Here is a 17,127-nt window from a genome sequence, read left to right as displayed (position 1 = left end):
TGCGATACGATATGAGTTCGAACGACTTCATCACATTATTTTTCCTGGTGGCGGCTGTCCTGATTTTCTTTCAGCTCCGCTCCGTGCTCGGGCGCCGTACAGGAAATGAGAAGCCGCCGCGCGATCTCTATACGCCGCGGGATGCGGCTCCGGCCGAAGCCGCCGATGCCGGCAAGGTCGTGACGCTGCCGCGGCGCGATGCGACGACGGAGGATGAGGATCGCTTCGCCGCCATCGATGCTTTCGCGGCGCCCGGAACGCCGCTCAACGAATCGCTGCGTGCGCTGAACAAGGCCGATCCCGCCTTCAGCCCGAAGGAGTTTCTGAACGGCGCCCGCATGGCTTACGAGATGATCGTCATGGCCTATGCGGATGGCGACCGGAAAACGCTGAAGAACTTGCTGTCTCGCGAAGTCTATGACGGCTTCGATGCGGCGATCGGTGAGCGCGAAGCCCGGGGCGAGAAGGTGAAGTCGACTTTCGTCGGCATCGACAAGGCCGAAATCACCCATGCGGAGACGAAGGGCAGCGAAGCGCAGATCACCGTGCGCATCGCCAGCCAGCTGATATCGGCCACCTACGACAAGGCGGATGTGCTGATCGAAGGCGACGCCGAAAACGTCGCCGAGGTCAACGACGTCTGGACCTTTGCTCGCGACACCCGTTCGCGCGATCCGAACTGGAAACTCGTGGCGACCGAATCGGAACATGAGTGACCACGCATCGGACTTCGTCCTGCAGGCCGTAAGCTTCGACACTCTGGAAGGCTGGAAGGATGATGATCCCTCTGGCCTTTTTGAAGTGATGCGAAGCTGCCGGCGGCAGATCACCGATGTCAAACCGTACCGCACCGGATCGCTCGGCCTGAGCTCGGAGGACCTGCTTCCGCTTCTCGTCGCCGCCGAAGATTTCACCCCGTCATCTCCGGCGTCGGCGCGCGCCTTTTTCGAGACGCACTGTCGGCCATTTCTGATTCGCCGCAAGGATGGCAATTCCGGCTTCGTCACCGCCTTCTACGAACCTGATATCGACGTGTCTGAGCGGCCGGACGAAATTTTCCGTTTTCCTTTCTACCGGCGTCCGGACGATCTGATCGATCTCCACGATGCCAATCGCCCCGCCGAGCTCGACAAGGTCTATGCTTTCGGCCGTCTGCATGAGGGCCACGTCACTGCCTATCCGGACCGCCGCGCCATCGATCAGGGATTTCTCGAGGGCCGCGGCCTCGAAATCGCCTGGGCGAAGTCGAAGGTCGATGTCTTCTTCGTGCATGTGCAAGGTGCTGCCCGCCTGCGTTATAAGGATGGTCGTATCGGCCGCATCACCTATGCCGCGAAGGCCGGCCACGCTTTCTCGGCGATCGGCAAGCTGCTGATCGAGCGCGGCGAGATCGACCGGGTGGAGATTTCGATGCAGGCGATCCGTGCCTGGCTGGCGCGCAATCCCGAGCGCGTCGATGAAGTGTTATGGCATAACCGTTCTTATATTTTCTTCCGTGATGCACCGGTTGCCGATCCGCAGGCCGGTCCGGTCGCGGCCGCCAAGGTTCCGCTTCTCGCCGGGCGCGCGCTTGCGGTCGACCGGATGATCCATACCTTCGGCTTTCCGTTTTTCATTCGCGCCGAAAGCCTCACCCATCTCGACCAGGGCCGGCCGTTCCGCCGGCTGATGCTGGCGCTCGATACCGGTTCGGCGATCGTCGGGCCGGCGCGCGGGGATATCTTCACCGGCTCGGGGGACATGGCCGGGGAAGGTGCCGGCACTGTCCGCAACGAGGCCGATTTCGCCATCCTCATTCCCAATGCCGCTGCCGGAAGATTCGACTGATGGCCAGGGATCGTAAGCTGAGTGCGGATGAGAGGATCCTCTGGGGCAAGGTCGCCCGCAGCACGCGGCCGATGCCCGGCAAGGCGGGGGCGTTGACCGAACTCGATGCCTTTCTTGCCGAAGCCGAAGCGGCAGCCGAACGGGAGCAGGAAAAGCAGACGCCCGCCACATCCATGCCGCTGCAGCCGACGGCATCGTCAATGGCAAAGCCGTCGGCCGGGGTGCATCATCCGCTGGAAAAGCCGGTCAAACGGAAGATCGCCAAGGGTCGGCTGGCGCTTGAAGCGCGGATCGACCTGCACGGGTTGGTGCAGAGCGAGGCTCATGCCATCCTTCTCGATTTCCTGATCCGCGCCCACGAGCGCGGCATGCGCCATGTGCTCGTGATCACGGGCAAGGGCAGCTCGATGGGCAGCGACGGCGCGCTGAAACGGGCAGTGCCTCTCTGGTTCTCGAAGCCGGAATTCCGCTACCTGATCTCCTCCTATGAGTCGGCCGCACAGCATCATGGCGGTGAGGGCGCGCTCTACATTCGCCTGTCGCGGCGGCATGGGGAAAGGCCATGACACCCTTCGGAGAGGCAGTTCGCAGGTTGCGGGCGCGCAAGGGCGTGTCGCAGAAAGAGATGGCGGAAGCGCTGAATGTTTCTCCCGCCTATCTCTCGGCGCTCGAACATGGAAAGCGTGGTTTGCCGACATTCGACCTGCTGCAGCGCATCGCCGGCTATTTCAACATCATCTGGGATGAGGCCGAGGAACTGTTCCTGCTCGCCCGCTCTTCGGACCCGCGCGTCGTGATCGACACCTCCGGCCTGCCCCCCGAATATACCGAATTTGCCAACCGGCTGGCCCGTCGGATTCGCAACCTTGACAGTGCAGAGATAGGCCGGCTATCGGCTCTTCTAGAAAATGGCGGTAAAGGCGACGGAAAAGCGTCATAATCCCCTGTTTTATGCCTTGTTTTAGGGGCTTGCCATTGGGAAGTGGGTTCAAAAAACCTATATACGAGAGTGAAGAAAGCCGGTGATTCGCAAGGCGCGCCGCAGCTTTACGACAACAGGGAAAATCTCGACAGAATGAGCGATACATCCGCGACGGAAAACGGCGTAAGCACCGAATATGGCGCAGATTCCATCAAGGTTCTGAAGGGCCTCGATGCCGTGCGCAAACGCCCCGGCATGTATATCGGCGATACCGACGACGGCTCCGGCCTTCATCACATGGTCTATGAAGTCGTCGACAACGCGATCGACGAAGCGCTTGCCGGCCATGCCGATATCGTCACCGTCACCCTCAACCCCGATGGTTCGGTGACCGTCACCGACAATGGTCGCGGCATCCCGACGGACATTCACACCGGAGAAGGCGTGTCGGCTGCCGAAGTCATCATGACGCAGCTTCATGCCGGCGGTAAGTTCGACCAGAATTCCTACAAGGTTTCCGGCGGCCTGCACGGCGTCGGCGTCTCCGTCGTCAACGCGCTGTCCGTCTGGTTGAAGCTGAAGATCCGCCGTCACGACAAGATCCATGAAATGAGCTTCACCCATGGCGTGGCCGATGCTCCGCTCAAGGTTACGGGCGACGCGCCGAATGAGACCGGCACGGAAGTAAGCTTCATGCCGAGCACCGATACCTTTACCATGACGGAGTTCGACTACGGCACGCTGGAGCATCGCCTTCGCGAACTCGCCTTCCTGAATTCAGGCGTCCGCATCCTGCTGACCGACAAGCGCCATTCCGATATCAAGCAGGAAGAGCTGCGTTATGACGGCGGCCTCGAGGCTTTCGTCGCTTATCTGGACCGCGCCAAGAAGTCGCTCGTCGACAAGCCGGTTGCCATCCGCGGCGAAAAGGACGGCATCACCGTCGAAGTCGCGATGTGGTGGAACGACAGCTATCATGAGAACGTACTCTGCTTCACCAACAACATCCCCCAGCGCGACGGCGGCACACATATGGCCGGTTTCCGCGCGGCGCTGACGCGCCAGGTCGTTTCCTATGCCGACAGTTCCGGCATCACCAAAAGGGAAAAGGTGACGCTCCAGGGCGAAGATTGCCGCGAAGGCCTGACGGCGGTTCTGTCGGTCAAGGTGCCGGACCCGAAATTTTCCTCGCAGACCAAGGATAAGCTCGTTTCCTCGGAAGTCCGTCCTGTTGTCGAAAGTCTCGTCAACGAGGCGCTGAACACCTGGTTCGAAGAACATCCGAGCGAAGCCAAGATTCTCGTCGGCAAGGTCGTCGAGGCCGCCGCCGCACGTGAAGCCGCCCGCAAGGCCCGCGAATTGACCCGCCGCAAGGGCGCACTCGATATCGCTTCGCTGCCGGGTAAGCTCGCCGACTGCTCCGAGCGTGATCCGACAAAATCCGAAGTCTTCCTCGTCGAGGGCGATTCCGCCGGCGGTTCGGCCAAGCAGGGCCGCTCACGCGAGAACCAGGCGATCCTGCCGCTGCGCGGCAAGATCCTGAACGTCGAACGCGCCCGTTTCGACAAGATGCTGTCGAGCCAGGAAATCGGCACATTGATCACCGCCCTCGGTACCGGCATCGGCAAGGACGAGTTCAATGTCGAAAAGCTGCGCTACCATAAGATCATCATCATGACGGACGCTGATGTCGACGGCGCCCATATCCGCACCCTGCTGCTGACCTTCTTCTTCCGCCAGATGCCGCAACTGATCGAGCGCGGTCATCTCTATATCGCCCAGCCGCCGCTCTATAAGGTATCACGCGGCAAGTCGGTGCAGTATCTGAAGGATGAGAAGGCGCTGGAAGAATATCTTATCAGCCAGGGCCTGGAAGATGCTTCCCTGAGGCTCGGTAGCGGCGAGGTTCGCGCTGGTCAGGATCTGCGCGAGGTTATCCTCGATGCTCTGCGCATGCGCGCGCTGCTCGACAATCTCCATTCGCGCTACAATCGTTCCGCCGTCGAACAAGCGGCGATTGCCGGAGCGCTCAACGCCGAGCTCGCCAGCGACCCGGTTAGAGCGCTGGCGCTGGCAAACGAAGTGGCTGGACGTCTCGACATCATCGCCGAGGAAACCGAGCGCGGCTGGCGGGGCGATGTGACAACCGATGGCGGTCTGCGCCTCGAGCGCATGGTCCGCGGCGTCAGGGAACTCGTCGTGCTCGACATGGCGCTGATCGGTTCCTCGGATGCCCGTCACATCGACCAGTTGACGGCACGCCTCAAGGAAATCTATCAGACGCCGCCGTCGCTGCATCGACGCGAAGGCGACGTCGAAATCTCTGGCCCGCGCGCCCTGCTCGACGCGATCTTCGCAAGCGGCCGCAAGGGTCTCACCATGCAGCGCTACAAGGGTCTTGGCGAGATGAATGCCGAGCAGCTCTGGGAAACGACGCTCGATCCGAATGTTCGTTCCCTGCTGCAGGTCAGGGTCAATGATGCCACCGATGCCGACGGTCTCTTCGCCCGCCTGATGGGTGACGAAGTCGAGCCGCGGCGCGAATTCATCCAGGACAATGCGCTGAGCGTTGCAAACCTCGATATCTAATTGATATTTCAGAAATAAGTGGCCCCGCTATCTCTAGGATGGCGGGCTTTCGTTTGCCCGGTATGTGCTTGGCCTTCGGCTTCGCTCAATTCGCGACGAAGCAGCCGTTGAAGGCGACCTCGGAGAGCGGCTTGCGCTGGCTGGGGAATTCGCGCGCCTGATTGCGTTCGGAAAGAACGCTCTTGTCGGCCAGGCGGCCGATGGCGACGCCTGCTTCGACCCGGTATCCCTCGGGAATGGCAAAAGCCTGCCTGATCTCTTCATGCTTGATGCCGCCCATGCCATGGGCGTAAAGGCCGGAGAGGCGCGCCTGGATCGCCAGATGCCCCCATGCCGCACCGGCATCGAAGGAATGCGTGTAGCTCGGCTTTTCCTCGGCGGAGCCGGCAGCGCCGGTGAAGGTGCGCGACACGACGAAGATCAGGGCCGACGCGTTTCTGGCCCATTCCTGGTTGGAATCGACGAGCAATGCGACGAATTTCTCCCAATGCTCTGAACCTTTGAGCGCATAGATGAAGCGCCAGGGCTGGTGGTTGGCCGAAGACGGCGCCCAATGGGCAGCGTCGAGCAGGCTGAGCAACTGCGCCTCTCCGATGATTTCGCCGGTGAATGCGCGCGGCGACCAGCGGTCGAGAAATATCGAATCGATCGGATAGTCGGATTCGCGGTGATTGCTCTTCGTCATGCTTGTTCCAGGGGTTGGGGCAGGATCGGGGCTCGGCTGGTGACGCGCTTAGTCCGCCCAGACGATGTCGAGTTCTTCGCGGAAGGCGAAGCGCTTCAGATGATCGTCGATGACGTGCTGCATCCTTTCCTGCTGCGAGGGATCGGCGACGAAAAGTGTCATGGTCAGCGCCGCATCGTCGGCCGCAAACGTCACCTCGGCCGTATCGCTGAACGGCACCCGGCCCTTCAGAGGATCAAAATCGACGCTGAACTTGTGGCTCCAATGTTTGCAGAGCTGCTGCAGGTAGCGGCTCGCATGTTCGGTCCGCACGACGGCCTTCGAGAGATGCATTTCGAACTCCACGTCATCTTGTGTAGCGGAGTCATATTTCCTGCGTCACCGACTTGGCAAGCGCAGCATCGTCGCAGTTTGGGTGTACAGACTGTCTTCATATAAGCGGCCTCACACCGGCGTCGAAGCAGGATAATGAACGCTCAGTCAGTCGATTGTGGGAGTCGCGCATGCTGGTGAACGGAAAATGGACGGAAGACTGGCAGCCCGTGCAGGCAAAGGACGAAAAGGGCGGCTTCGTCCGCCAGACCTCGAGTTTCCGCAATTGGGTGACCCCGGATGGCAGCGCCGGGCCGACGGGCGAAGGCGGCTTTGCAGCCAGCGCCGGCCGTTACCATCTCTATGTCGCCTATATCTGCCCCTGGGCCTCGCGCACCCTGATCGGCCGTAAGCTCAAGGGCCTGGAAGACGTCATCTCGGTCTCGGTTGTCGAGCCGCTGCTAGGCAAGCAGGGCTGGCGCTTCGGTGACTATCCCGGCGCGACCGAGGATCACGTCAACGGCGTGACCTATATGCATGAAATCTATACCAGGGCGGCGTCGGATTTCACCGGCAGGGCCACCGTGCCGGTTCTCTGGGACATGCAGAAAAAGACCATCGTAAACAATGAATCCGCCGATATTCTGCGTATGCTGAACAGCGGCTTCGGCGGTCTGGCAAAAAATCCGATCGATCTTTACCCGGCGGAGAGGCGCACCGAGATCGATGCTTTCAACGACCGCATCTATCCTGAGCTCAACAACGGCGTCTACCGCGCCGGTTTCGCCGCCACGCAGGCCGCCTACGAAGAAGCCTTTGCCGATGTCTTTTCCTGCCTCGACTGGGTCGAGCAGCAGTTCGAGGGCCGGTCTTTTCTCTTCGCCGATCATCCCACCGAGAGTGATATCCGGCTTTTCGTGACGCTGGTGCGCTTCGATGTCGCCTATCACGGCATCTTCAAATGCAATCTGCGCCGGCTTTCCGACTATGCCAAGCTGCGCGCCTTCTGCCGCCGCATGCTGGATTGGCCGGGCATCGGTGAAACGGTGAACCTTGATCACATCAAGCGCGGCTACTATTCGATCGAAAGCCTCAATCCGACGAAGATCATTCCCTCCGGCCCGGATCTGGCGGAAATTTTTAGAGCATGATGCTGAAAGATAGGGGCGGTTTTCAGCAGAAAATCATCCGAATCGCGGCAAAGCCGTACCGCTTCCCGGCAAAGCCGTAATGACACCGATGAATAATTCGTTCATAGGTGGCTGCAAATCCGTTTTCGATGAGGAGGAAATTCCATGAAGCTGATGCGTGTTGGCGAAGCCGGCAGTGAAAAACCAGCACTTCTCGATGCCGATGGCAAGATCCGCGATCTCTCCGGTCATGTCGCCGATATCGGCGGTGAAGCGATCGGACCGGCAGGCCTTGCAAAGATAGCGGCGATCGATCCGAAGAGCCTTCCGGAAATCGCACCCGGCCGCATCGGCGCCTGCGTCGCGGGCACTGGCAAGTTCATCTGCATCGGCTTGAATTATTCGGATCACGCTGCCGAAACCGGTGCGACCGTGCCGCCCGAGCCGATCATCTTCATGAAGGCAACATCCGCAATCGTCGGACCGAACGACAATGTCGTCATTCCCCGCGGTTCGGAAAAAACCGATTGGGAAGTCGAACTCGGCGTCGTCATCGGCAAAACGGCCAAATATGTGACGGAAGCCGAAGCGCTGGATTATGTCGCCGGTTATTGCGTCTCCAATGACGTTTCCGAGCGCGCTTTCCAGACCGAGCGGTCCGGTCAATGGACCAAGGGCAAATCCTGCGACACCTTTGGCCCGATCGGCCCCTGGCTCGTGACCAAAGATGAAATTCCGGAACCGCAGAACCTCGGCATGTGGCTGACGGTCAACGGCCAGAAGATGCAGAACGGCTCATCGAAGACGATGGTTTACGGGGTTGCGTTCCTCGTTTCCTATCTCAGCCAGTTCATGTCGCTGCATCCCGGTGACGTGATCTCGACCGGCACACCTCCGGGCGTCGGCATGGGCCTCAAGCCGCCGCGCTATCTCAAAGCGGGAGACGTGGTCGAACTCGGCATCGAAGGTCTCGGCACGCAGAAGCAGACCTTTGTAGCGGATCGTTAACGACCCTTCTTGCTGAGAAACTTAAGTTTTCAGGTCGATTATGATGCCGCAGGTCAATTCTGCGGCATTTCTTGTGTGGGTCTGGTACGCCCATGTTGCTGTGCAACAAAAACCTGTTAGTCTGCGCGACGTGCCCGCGTTACGAAAAGAGTCGATGCCTCTCAATCGGCGTCATCTTTTCGATAGAGAAAGGTGGCGCCTTCCAATGTTTTATCAGCTTTATGAATTGAACCATGCCGCCATGGCGCCGTTTCGCGCCGCGGCCGATATCATGCGATTTGCCTATGCCAATCCGTTGAATCCGTTCTCCCATACGCCGTTCGGCCGGACGATGGCGGCAAGTCTCGAAATGTTCGAACGCACGACGCGCCGCTACGGGAAACCGGAATTCGGACTGAAGCAGACGACGATCGGTGACAAGACGGTGACCGTCCGCGAAGAGGTCGTCTGGTCGCGACCCTTCTGCAATCTCTTGCATTTCGCGCGCAATGCGCCCGCCGCCAGCCGCAATGACCCGCGCATCCTGATCGTCGCACCGATGTCCGGCCACTATGCCACGCTGCTGCGCGGTACGGTCGAGGCGCTGCTGCCGAGTGCCGATATCTACATCACCGACTGGATCGACGCCCGCATGGTGCCGATGACGGAAGGCACGTTCGATTTCGACGACTACGTCGACTACGTCATCGAGATGCTGCATTTCCTCGGTCACGACACACATGTCATCGCCGTCTGTCAGCCTTCCGTTCCGGTGTTGGCAGCCGCTGCCGTGATGGAAGAAGCCAGGGATCCGCTTTCGCCGGCGTCGATGACGCTGATGGGCGGCCCGATCGACACACGCATCAACCCGACGGCGGTCAATAAGCTCGCTCAGGAGCGGTCGCTGCAGTGGTTCTCCGACAATGTCATCATGAACGTGCCCTGGCCGCAGCCGGGTTTCATGCGCCCGGTCTATCCAGGATTCCTGCAGCTTTCGGGCTTCATGTCGATGAATCTTGATCGCCACGTCGTCGCGCACAAGGAATTCTTCATGCATCTTGTGAAGAACGACGGCGAGCCGGAAAAACATCGCGATTTTTACGACGAATATCTCGCCGTCATGGATCTGACCGCCGAATTCTATCTGCAGACGGTCGAGGAGGTCTTCATCAAGCATTCGCTGCCGAAAGGCGAACTGATGCATCGTGGCAAACGCGTCGATCCGGCGGCAATTCGCAACGTGGCGCTGCTGACCGTCGAAGGTGAGAATGACGATATCTCAGGGGTCGGCCAGACAAAGGCGGCGCAGACCATCTGCGTGAACATTCCCGAAGATATGCGCATGCATTATCTTCAGCCGGATGTCGGCCATTATGGTGTTTTCAACGGCTCACGTTTCCGCCGCGAGATCGCGCCGCGCATCATCGATTTCGTCCGCCAGCATTCCCGTTCCGCCGTCAAGCCTCCGATCCCGCGTGTCATCAAGGGCGGCCGGGCAGGCTGAATCAGGGATAGCTGAATTAGCAAAACGGATTCAAGGCCTTGTCCGATTTCGCGGGCAATCGTCTTGAAGGCGGTTATTGCGGTAACCACATCGATTTCAGCGTTCGGTATCCTGCCGGGCGCGGAAAGCGAGGGATACCCGCACGATGAACCAGTCAGCATTGCTTCGACCGGATTGGACTCCGGCTACCATTGCCCTGATGATTCTCGGCTTCATGGTTTTCTGGCCTCTGGGTCTTGCCATGCTTGCCTACATCATCTTCGGCGACCGTCTGCGCGGCTTCAAGCGTGACGTCAACCAGGCGACCGATGGCTTCTTTGCCTCCTGCCGCCGCCCGCATGGCCGTCACCGCCGGCACTTCTCGACCGGCAACGTCGCCTTCGACGACTGGCGCAAGGCCGAGATCGACCGGATCGAGGAAGAGCGCCGCAAGCTCGACGAAATGCGCGAGGAATTCGACGCTTACATGCGCGAACTTCGCCGCGCCAAGGACCAGGAAGAGTTCGACCGCTTCATGCGCGACCGCAGGAACGCCAAGCGCGATGACAACGGCCCGGTCGCTGAATATCAGACGCCGTAAACGCCTGAACGATGAATTGATGACCGGCATCTCCCGATGCCGGTTTTTCCATGCCTGCCCTTCCGGCGATCATTTAGATTTGCCGGCGAATCGTATAGAAAACACGCATGTTCTCGCTTCTGAAAACAAGGTCGAAGGCGCGAAAGCCGGCTCCGCCCGAAATGCGGACGCTCAACGTCGCCGGCCGGCTCATGCCGCTGATGATCAAGCAGCATGACCGGGCGACACGCATCACGTTGCGCATCGAACCGGGTGGCCGCGCCTTGAAGATGACGGTGCCGAAAGGCCTTGCGGCGCGTGAGGTCAATGCCTTCCTCGATCGTCACCAGGGGTGGCTGCTCACCAAGCTTGCCAAGTTTTCGACCGATACCGGTCTGCGTGACGGCGGCGAAATCCTCCTTCGCGGCGTTTCCCATCGCATCCAGCATAGCGGCAGCTTGCGCGGGCTGACGGAGGCGGTTTCCATAGACGGCATCCCGGTGTTGCGCGTCAGCGGCATGCCGGAACATGTCGGACGGCGCATTGCGGCCTTTCTCAAGAAGGAGGCCCGCGCCGATCTCGCAAGACTGGCAACGATGCATGCCGCAACGATCCGGGCGCCGATCCGTTCGATCTCGATGAAGGATACCCGCAGCCGGTGGGGCTCGTGCTCGTCGGAGGGAAATCTGAGCTTTTCCTGGCGTATCGTCATGGCGCCGCCTTCGGTGATCGATTATCTCGCCGCCCATGAGGTCGCCCACCTCAAGGAAATGAACCACGGCCCGCACTTCTGGGCGCTTTGTGGCAAACTTTGCCCCGGTATGGACGAGGCGAAATCCTGGCTCAAGCGGCATGGCAGCCAGTTGCATGCCATCGATTTCGACTAGCGCATAACCCCGAAAATCGGAATCGATTTTTCGGAAAGGATTATGTGCAGATTTAAAGTGATAGAGCGTCCTTTGGACGCGCGGCGCTCTAGCCGAGAGCCGCGCTAAATTCAGTGTCCGTCGCAAATTGGCTCGACTCTTTCCGCATTTCGTGTCACTTCGCTGCCATGAGACCGGATATCAAGATCTGTGGTTTGAAGACGCCTGAGGCTGTCGATCGCGCGCTGAAGCGCGGCGCGACCCATATCGGTTTTATCTTCTTCGAAAAGAGCCCGCGCTATATCGAGCCGGACCTGGCGGCAAAACTGGCCGAACCTGCGCGTGGCAAGGCGAAAATCGTCGCCGTCGTTGTCGATCCGACCAATGACGAACTCGACGAGATCGTGTCGTTGTTGAAGCCGGATATGCTCCAGCTTCACGGCAACGAGAGCCCCGAACATGTGCTGACCATAAAGGCGGTCTATGGTCTGCCTGTGATGAAGGTCTTTTCGGTACGCACGGCAGACGACCTGAAGCGCGTCGAGGCCTATATCGGCATCGCCGACCGTTTCCTCTTCGACGCCAAAGCGCCGAAGGGTTCGGAACTGCCTGGCGGCAACGGTATTTCCTTCGATTGGAGCCTTCTCAGCTGGCTTGACGGCAGCGTCGACTACATGCTTTCCGGTGGGCTGAACAAGGACAATGTCGCAGAAGCGCTTTTCATCACCAAGGCACCGGGTATCGACGTCTCCTCGGGAGTCGAAACTGCGCCTGGCGTGAAGAGCGTCGCGAAGATCGATGAATTTTTTGACGCGGTCGAAAAGGCGAATGCGCCGATGATGGCCTCAGGGAGTTGAGAGTGAACGAGACGCCTAAACCGAATTCCTTCCGTTCCGGCCCCGATGAAGATGGCCGTTTCGGCATATATGGCGGTCGTTTCGTCGCCGAAACGCTGATGCCGCTGATCCTGGACCTGCAGGACGAGTGGAACCGGGCAAAGAACGATCCGGCATTCCAGGCCGAATTGAAGCATCTCGGCGCGCATTATATCGGCCGCCCGAGCCCGCTCTATTTCGCTGAGCGGCTGACGGCCGAACTCGGCGGCGCGAAGATCTATTTCAAGCGCGAGGAGCTGAATCATACCGGCTCGCACAAGATCAACAATTGCATCGGCCAGATCCTGCTCGCCAAGCGCATGGGCAAGACCCGCATCATCGCCGAAACCGGTGCCGGTCAGCACGGCGTCGCCTCCGCGACCGTGGCCGCCCGCTTCGGCCTTCCCTGCGTCGTCTATATGGGTGCCACCGACGTCGAGCGTCAGGCGCCGAACGTTTTCCGCATGAAGCTGCTCGGCGCCGAAGTCAAACCGGTCACGGCCGGCAGCGGCACGCTGAAGGACGCCATGAACGAGGCGCTTCGCGACTGGGTCACCAATGTTGAGGATACCTATTACCTGATCGGAACGGCAGCCGGTCCGCATCCCTATCCGGAGATGGTCCGCGATTTCCAGTCGGTGATCGGCATCGAAGCGAAAGAGCAGATGCTGGCGGCCGAAGGCCGTCTTCCGGATCTCGTCATCGCTGCCGTCGGCGGCGGCTCTAACGCCATCGGCATTTTCCATCCTTTCCTGGATGATCCCTCTGTCAAGATCGTCGGCGTCGAAGCCGGCGGCAAGGGTCTGCAGGGCGACGAACATTGCGCCTCGATCACCGCCGGTTCGCCGGGCGTGCTGCACGGCAACCGCACCTATCTGCTGCAGGATGGCGACGGTCAGATCAAGGAAGGCCATTCGATTTCGGCCGGCCTCGATTACCCCGGCATCGGCCCCGAACACTCCTGGCTGAACGATACCGGCCGCGTCGACTATGTGCCGATCATGGATCATGAAGCGCTCGAGGCTTTCCAGACCCTGACCCGCCTCGAAGGCATCATCCCGGCGCTCGAGCCCTCGCATGCGATTGCCGAGGTGATAAAGCGCGCCCCGACGATGGGCAAGGACGAGATCATCCTGATGAACCTCTCCGGCCGCGGCGATAAGGATATCTTCACCGTTGGCAAGATTCTGGGAATGGGACTGTAAGACATGACCGCACGCATGGACAAACGCTTTGCCGAGCTGAAGGCCGAGGGCCGTCCGGCGCTTGTGACCTATTTTATGGGCGGCGATCCAGATTACGACACCTCGCTCGGCATCATGAAGGCGCTGCCCGAGGCAGGCTCGGACATCATCGAACTCGGCATGCCCTTTTCCGACCCGATGGCCGACGGCCCGGCGATCCAGCTGGCCGGCCAGCGCGCCCTGAAAGGTGGCCAGACGCTGAAGAAGACGCTGCAGCTGGCGGCCGATTTCCGCAAAACCAATGATGCGACGCCGATCGTGATGATGGGTTACTACAACCCGATCTATATTTACGGCGTCGAGAAATTCCTCGACGACGCGCTCGCCGCCGGCATCGATGGCCTGATCGTCGTCGACCTGCCGCCCGAGATGGATGACGAGCTTTGCATTCCGGCGATCCGCAAAGGCCTCAATTTCATCCGCCTGGCGACACCGACGACGGATGAGAAGCGCCTGCCGACGGTCCTGAAGAACACTTCAGGCTTCGTCTACTACGTCTCCATGAACGGCATCACCGGTTCGGCGCTGCCCGATCCGTCGCTGGTTTCGGGCGCGGTCGAGCGCATCAAGCAGCACACCAAGCTGCCCGTCTGCGTCGGCTTCGGCGTCAAGACGGCGGAACATGCAAAGGTCATTGGCGGTTCGGCCGACGGCGTCGTCGTCGGCACCGCGATCGTCAATCAGGTCGCGACCAGCCTGACGCATGACGGAAAGGCAACGGCAGACACGGTTCAGGCGGTAGCCACGCTGGTGCGCGGCCTTTCCACGGGAACACGTTCGGCGCGCCTTGTTGCTGCCGAATAGTTTGCCCACATTGGCAATAAAGCATGTCGCCCAAAAGTGTGCAGCGGTTTTGCGGCAACGACATGCGGGAAACTAGGACCTAAAGCGTGGCAGCGAATCTGAAAGATCGCGACGCGCTTTAGACTATCAGGAGTATTCGAGTTGAACTGGATCACCAACTACGTTCGCCCGCGGATCAATTCCATGCTGGGCCGTCGCGAAGTGCCGGAGAATCTCTGGATCAAGTGCCCGGAAACGGGCGAGATGGTCTTCCACAAGGACCTGGAAGGCAACAAATGGGTCATTCCGGCGTCCGGTTATCACATGAAGATGCCGGCCAAGGCGCGCCTGGCCGATCTTTTCGACAATGGCGAGTTCGAATCGCTGCCGCAGCCGAAGGTCGCGCAGGATCCGCTGAAGTTCCGTGATTCGAAGAAATATAGCGATCGCCTGCGCGACAGCCGTCTGAAGACCGAACAGGAGGATACGATCCTCGCCGGTGTCGGAAAGGTGCAGGGACTGAAACTCGTGGCGGTTGTGCACGAATTCAACTTTATCGGCGGTTCGCTCGGCATGGCCGCCGGCGAGGCGATCGTCAAGGCTTTCGAGCGCGCGACGGCTGAAAAGTGCCCGCTGGTGATGTTCCCCGCTTCCGGCGGCGCGCGCATGCAGGAAGGCATCCTGTCGCTGATGCAGCTGCCGCGCACGACGGTTGCCGTCGACATGCTCAAGGAATCCGGCCAGCCCTATATCGTCGTCCTGACCAATCCGACCACCGGTGGCGTTACGGCCTCCTATGCCATGCTTGGCGATATTCATCTGGCTGAACCCGGTGCCGAAATCGGCTTTGCCGGCAAGCGCGTGATCGAGCAGACCCTGCGTGAAAAACTGCCCGAAGGCTTCCAGACCTCTGAATACCTGCTGGAGCATGGTATGGTCGATATGGTCGTCAAACGTCACGATATTCCCGAAACGCTGGCGCGCCTCTTGAAGATCTTGACGAAGAAGCCGGTTTCGGCGGCGAACGACATGAATGGCGGCGCGATCGCTCTGGCGGCGAGCGCCTGATAACCGATAAGCAGGCGGGGTGCCGAATTGATACCCAGAGGCCAAACCGCGGTGAGTGAGGCAGCACAGGAGATCGACAAGCTCATGGGATTGCATCCCAAGGGTTTTGATCTGTCTCTCGATCGCATCAACCGTCTTCTCGATGTGCTCGGCAATCCGCACAGGAAACTGCCGCCGGTGATCCATGTCGCCGGCACCAATGGCAAGGGATCTGTCACCGCCTTCTGCCGTGCCCTGCTCGAAGCCGGCGGCTACAGCGCCCATGTCCACACCTCGCCGCATCTGGTCAATTGGCACGAGCGTTATCGCATTGGCGTCAAGGGCGGACGTGGACAGCTTGTCGACGACGCCGTCTTTGCCGACGCCGTGCGTCGCGTGGCCGATGCCAATGCCGGACAGCACATCACCGTCTTCGAAATCCTGACGGCGGTCACCTTCATCCTGTTTTCCGAACATCCGGCCGATGCCGCGATCATCGAAGTCGGTCTCGGCGGCCGGTTCGATGCGACCAATATCATTTCCGACCCGGCTGTTTCGGTCATCATGCCGATCTCGCTGGATCACCAGCCTTATCTTGGCGACAGGGTCGAGTTGATCGCAGCCGAAAAGGCCGGCGTCATGAAGCCGGGATTTCCCGTTGTCATCGGCCATCAGGAATATGACGCAGCACTCGACGTGCTGATGTCGACGGCAGAACGGCTGCATTGCCCGAGCGCCGTCTTCGGGCAGGATTTCATGGCGCATGAGGAATATGGCCGGCTCGTCTACCAGGACGAATTCGGTCTTGCCGACCTGCCGCTGCCGCGCCTTCCCGGCCGCCACCAATATGCCAATGCCGCCGCCGCCATTCGGGCCGTCAAAGCGGCGGGTTTCACCGTCACCGAGACGATGATGGAAAAGGCGATGAGTTCGGTCGAATGGCCGGGCCGGCTGCAGCGTCTGAGCGAGGGCCGGCTGCTGTCGCATGCGCCCGCCGGCGCCGAGATCTGGATCGATGGCGGGCATAATCCCGGTGCCGGCGAGGTGATCGCCGAAGCCATGGCCAATTTCGAGGAGCGGCAGTCTCGGCCGCTTTTCCTGATTACCGGCATGATCAACACCAAGGATCCGGTCGGCTATTTCAAGGCCTTTACCGGCCTGGTCGAGAAGGTTTTCTGCGTGCCGATCCGCGGCAGCGAAGCGATGATCGACCCCGTGATATTGTCGAATGCGGCTTATGATGCCGGTTTGGTTGCCGAACCGATGTTGACGGTCGGCGATGCGCTGGAAGCGATAAAAGCCGTTCTCGATCCGGAGGCATTGCCGCCGCGCATTCTGGTCGGCGGCTCTCTCTATCTCGTCGGCGACGTGCTTGCCGACAACGGCACGCCCCCGAAATGAGGGCCGCGAAATGAAAAAGCCCAGTCGAACCGGGCTTTTTCGTCAATGCGATATAAATTGGTCGATATCAATCAGGCAGCGCTGGAAATCCAGTTCGAAAGAGCCGTCTTCGGCTTTGCACCGACAGAGATATCGGCAACTTCGCCGCCCTTGAAGATCGCAAGAGTCGGAATTGAGCGCACACCGAACTGTGCAGCGAGTTCCGGGTTCTCATCGATATTCAGCTTGGCGACCTTGACCTTGCCTTCCATCTCGACGGCGATTTCTTCGAGGCTCGGAGCAATCATCTTGCACGGGCCGCACCATTCAGCCCAGAAATCGACGACGACGGGTTCTGCGGATTCCAGAACTTCCGACTGGAAGTTATTGATATCGACTTTCACGGTAGCCATGGGC

The 17,127-nt window shown here is 60.0% G+C and carries 18 protein-coding genes; 15 read left to right on the top strand and 3 right to left on the bottom strand.

Going from position 1 to position 17,127, the window contains the following annotated elements:
• The first annotated feature begins 11 nt into the window (after positions 1-11).
• From G9X64_RS32570 to gyrB, 5 genes are all read left to right on the top strand, one after another.
• Positions 12-716, top strand: a complete 705-nt coding sequence (locus G9X64_RS32570) for a Tim44/TimA family putative adaptor protein (protein WP_003544090.1) — start codon at positions 12-14, stop codon at positions 714-716.
• The gene (gene mltA, locus G9X64_RS32565) at positions 709-1,827 is read left to right on the top strand and encodes a murein transglycosylase A (protein WP_168309243.1); all 1,119 of its coding nucleotides are present in this window, start codon (positions 709-711) and stop codon (positions 1,825-1,827) included. The genes G9X64_RS32570 and mltA overlap by 8 nt, the downstream gene beginning before the upstream one ends.
• The gene (locus G9X64_RS32560; RefSeq protein ID WP_168309244.1) at positions 1,827-2,393 is read left to right on the top strand and encodes a Smr/MutS family protein; all 567 of its coding nucleotides are present in this window, start codon (positions 1,827-1,829) and stop codon (positions 2,391-2,393) included. Before mltA ends, G9X64_RS32560 begins: the two co-directional genes overlap by 1 nt.
• Positions 2,390-2,767: a helix-turn-helix domain-containing protein gene (locus tag G9X64_RS32555; RefSeq protein ID WP_003544097.1), complete on the top strand. Its 378-nt coding sequence runs from the start codon at positions 2,390-2,392 to the stop codon at positions 2,765-2,767. The genes G9X64_RS32560 and G9X64_RS32555 overlap by 4 nt, the downstream gene beginning before the upstream one ends.
• A gap of 135 nt (positions 2,768-2,902) precedes the next feature.
• Positions 2,903-5,338 carry a DNA topoisomerase (ATP-hydrolyzing) subunit B gene (gene gyrB, locus G9X64_RS32550; RefSeq protein WP_168314956.1) on the top strand — a complete coding sequence of 812 codons (2,436 nt, stop codon included), beginning with the start codon at positions 2,903-2,905 and terminating at the stop codon, positions 5,336-5,338.
• 85 nt (positions 5,339-5,423) lie between these two features.
• Here gyrB and G9X64_RS32545 read toward each other — a convergent pair whose 3' ends face one another.
• Together G9X64_RS32545 and G9X64_RS32540 are read right to left on the bottom strand one after the other, a co-directional pair.
• Complete coding sequence (locus G9X64_RS32545; protein WP_168309246.1) at positions 5,424-6,023, bottom strand: nitroreductase family protein; 600 nt, start codon at positions 6,021-6,023, stop codon at positions 5,424-5,426.
• A gap of 48 nt (positions 6,024-6,071) precedes the next feature.
• Complete coding sequence (locus G9X64_RS32540) at positions 6,072-6,356, bottom strand: DUF2218 domain-containing protein (protein ID WP_168309247.1); 285 nt, start codon at positions 6,354-6,356, stop codon at positions 6,072-6,074.
• Between the two features lie 170 nt (positions 6,357-6,526).
• Between G9X64_RS32540 and G9X64_RS32535 the strand changes: the two genes are divergently transcribed.
• From G9X64_RS32535 to G9X64_RS32490, 10 genes are all read left to right on the top strand, one after another.
• Positions 6,527-7,486, top strand: coding sequence for a glutathione S-transferase family protein (locus tag G9X64_RS32535; protein ID WP_171378210.1), 960 nt, complete (start codon positions 6,527-6,529; stop codon positions 7,484-7,486).
• Positions 7,487-7,630: 144 nt separating this feature from the next.
• Positions 7,631-8,473 carry a fumarylacetoacetate hydrolase family protein gene (locus tag G9X64_RS32530; protein ID WP_168309249.1) on the top strand — a complete coding sequence of 281 codons (843 nt, stop codon included), beginning with the start codon at positions 7,631-7,633 and terminating at the stop codon, positions 8,471-8,473.
• A gap of 205 nt (positions 8,474-8,678) precedes the next feature.
• On the top strand, positions 8,679-9,956 hold the full coding sequence (locus tag G9X64_RS32525; RefSeq protein WP_168309250.1) for a polyhydroxyalkanoate depolymerase: 1,278 nt from the start codon (positions 8,679-8,681) through the stop codon (positions 9,954-9,956).
• Positions 9,957-10,101: 145 nt separating this feature from the next.
• Positions 10,102-10,536, top strand: a complete 435-nt coding sequence (locus G9X64_RS32520) for a DUF2852 domain-containing protein (RefSeq protein ID WP_171378209.1) — start codon at positions 10,102-10,104, stop codon at positions 10,534-10,536.
• A gap of 107 nt (positions 10,537-10,643) precedes the next feature.
• Entirely contained in the window at positions 10,644-11,402 is a 759-nt protein-coding gene (locus G9X64_RS32515) for a M48 family metallopeptidase (protein ID WP_171378208.1), read from the top strand.
• Between the two features lie 167 nt (positions 11,403-11,569).
• Positions 11,570-12,238: a phosphoribosylanthranilate isomerase gene (locus tag G9X64_RS32510; protein ID WP_168309252.1), complete on the top strand. Its 669-nt coding sequence runs from the start codon at positions 11,570-11,572 to the stop codon at positions 12,236-12,238.
• 2 nt (positions 12,239-12,240) lie between these two features.
• Positions 12,241-13,461 carry a tryptophan synthase subunit beta gene (gene trpB, locus G9X64_RS32505; RefSeq protein ID WP_003544114.1) on the top strand — a complete coding sequence of 407 codons (1,221 nt, stop codon included), beginning with the start codon at positions 12,241-12,243 and terminating at the stop codon, positions 13,459-13,461.
• A gap of 3 nt (positions 13,462-13,464) precedes the next feature.
• Entirely contained in the window at positions 13,465-14,304 is an 840-nt protein-coding gene (gene trpA / locus G9X64_RS32500; protein WP_168309253.1) for a tryptophan synthase subunit alpha, read from the top strand.
• Between the two features lie 141 nt (positions 14,305-14,445).
• On the top strand, positions 14,446-15,351 hold the full coding sequence (accD, locus tag G9X64_RS32495; protein WP_017995600.1) for an acetyl-CoA carboxylase, carboxyltransferase subunit beta: 906 nt from the start codon (positions 14,446-14,448) through the stop codon (positions 15,349-15,351).
• A 27-nt stretch (positions 15,352-15,378) separates the two neighbouring features.
• Entirely contained in the window at positions 15,379-16,731 is a 1,353-nt protein-coding gene (locus G9X64_RS32490) for a bifunctional folylpolyglutamate synthase/dihydrofolate synthase (protein ID WP_171378207.1), read from the top strand.
• 71 nt (positions 16,732-16,802) lie between these two features.
• On the opposite strand, the gene trxA is transcribed toward G9X64_RS32490, so the two are convergent.
• Positions 16,803-17,123 carry a thioredoxin gene (trxA, locus tag G9X64_RS32485; RefSeq protein ID WP_003544118.1) on the bottom strand — a complete coding sequence of 107 codons (321 nt, stop codon included), beginning with the start codon at positions 17,121-17,123 and terminating at the stop codon, positions 16,803-16,805.
• Positions 17,124-17,127 lie beyond the last annotated feature (4 nt).

Origin of the sequence: Rhizobium sophorae, assembly GCF_013087515.1 — a bacterium.
GTDB classification, from domain to species: domain Bacteria; phylum Pseudomonadota; class Alphaproteobacteria; order Rhizobiales; family Rhizobiaceae; genus Rhizobium; species Rhizobium sophorae.
Note: the sequence above shows the minus strand (reverse complement) of the source record. Positions and strands in the feature narration are given on the sequence as shown.

What these genes read in the sequence shown, in the direction of transcription:
- G9X64_RS32570 (WP_003544090.1), top strand. Translation starts at nt 12, where the DNA reads ATGAGTTCGAACGACTTCATCACATTATTTTTCCTGGTGGCGGCTGTC.
- G9X64_RS32555 (WP_003544097.1), top strand. Translation starts at nt 2,390, where the DNA reads ATGACACCCTTCGGAGAGGCAGTTCGCAGGTTGCGGGCGCGCAAGGGC.
- G9X64_RS32525 (WP_168309250.1), top strand. Translation starts at nt 8,679, where the DNA reads ATGTTTTATCAGCTTTATGAATTGAACCATGCCGCCATGGCGCCGTTT.
- gyrB (WP_168314956.1), top strand. Translation starts at nt 2,903, where the DNA reads ATGAGCGATACATCCGCGACGGAAAACGGCGTAAGCACCGAATATGGC.
- G9X64_RS32545 (WP_168309246.1), bottom strand. Translation starts at nt 6,023, where the DNA reads ATGACGAAGAGCAATCACCGCGAATCCGACTATCCGATCGATTCGATA.
- G9X64_RS32535 (WP_171378210.1), top strand. Translation starts at nt 6,527, where the DNA reads ATGCTGGTGAACGGAAAATGGACGGAAGACTGGCAGCCCGTGCAGGCA.
- G9X64_RS32520 (WP_171378209.1), top strand. Translation starts at nt 10,102, where the DNA reads ATGAACCAGTCAGCATTGCTTCGACCGGATTGGACTCCGGCTACCATT.
- G9X64_RS32540 (WP_168309247.1), bottom strand. Translation starts at nt 6,356, where the DNA reads ATGCATCTCTCGAAGGCCGTCGTGCGGACCGAACATGCGAGCCGCTAC.
- G9X64_RS32560 (WP_168309244.1), top strand. Translation starts at nt 1,827, where the DNA reads ATGGCCAGGGATCGTAAGCTGAGTGCGGATGAGAGGATCCTCTGGGGC.
- mltA (WP_168309243.1), top strand. Translation starts at nt 709, where the DNA reads ATGAGTGACCACGCATCGGACTTCGTCCTGCAGGCCGTAAGCTTCGAC.
- G9X64_RS32530 (WP_168309249.1), top strand. Translation starts at nt 7,631, where the DNA reads ATGAAGCTGATGCGTGTTGGCGAAGCCGGCAGTGAAAAACCAGCACTT.
- G9X64_RS32510 (WP_168309252.1), top strand. Translation starts at nt 11,570, where the DNA reads ATGAGACCGGATATCAAGATCTGTGGTTTGAAGACGCCTGAGGCTGTC.
- G9X64_RS32515 (WP_171378208.1), top strand. Translation starts at nt 10,644, where the DNA reads ATGTTCTCGCTTCTGAAAACAAGGTCGAAGGCGCGAAAGCCGGCTCCG.
- trxA (WP_003544118.1), bottom strand. Translation starts at nt 17,123, where the DNA reads ATGGCTACCGTGAAAGTCGATATCAATAACTTCCAGTCGGAAGTTCTG.
- trpA (WP_168309253.1), top strand. Translation starts at nt 13,465, where the DNA reads ATGACCGCACGCATGGACAAACGCTTTGCCGAGCTGAAGGCCGAGGGC.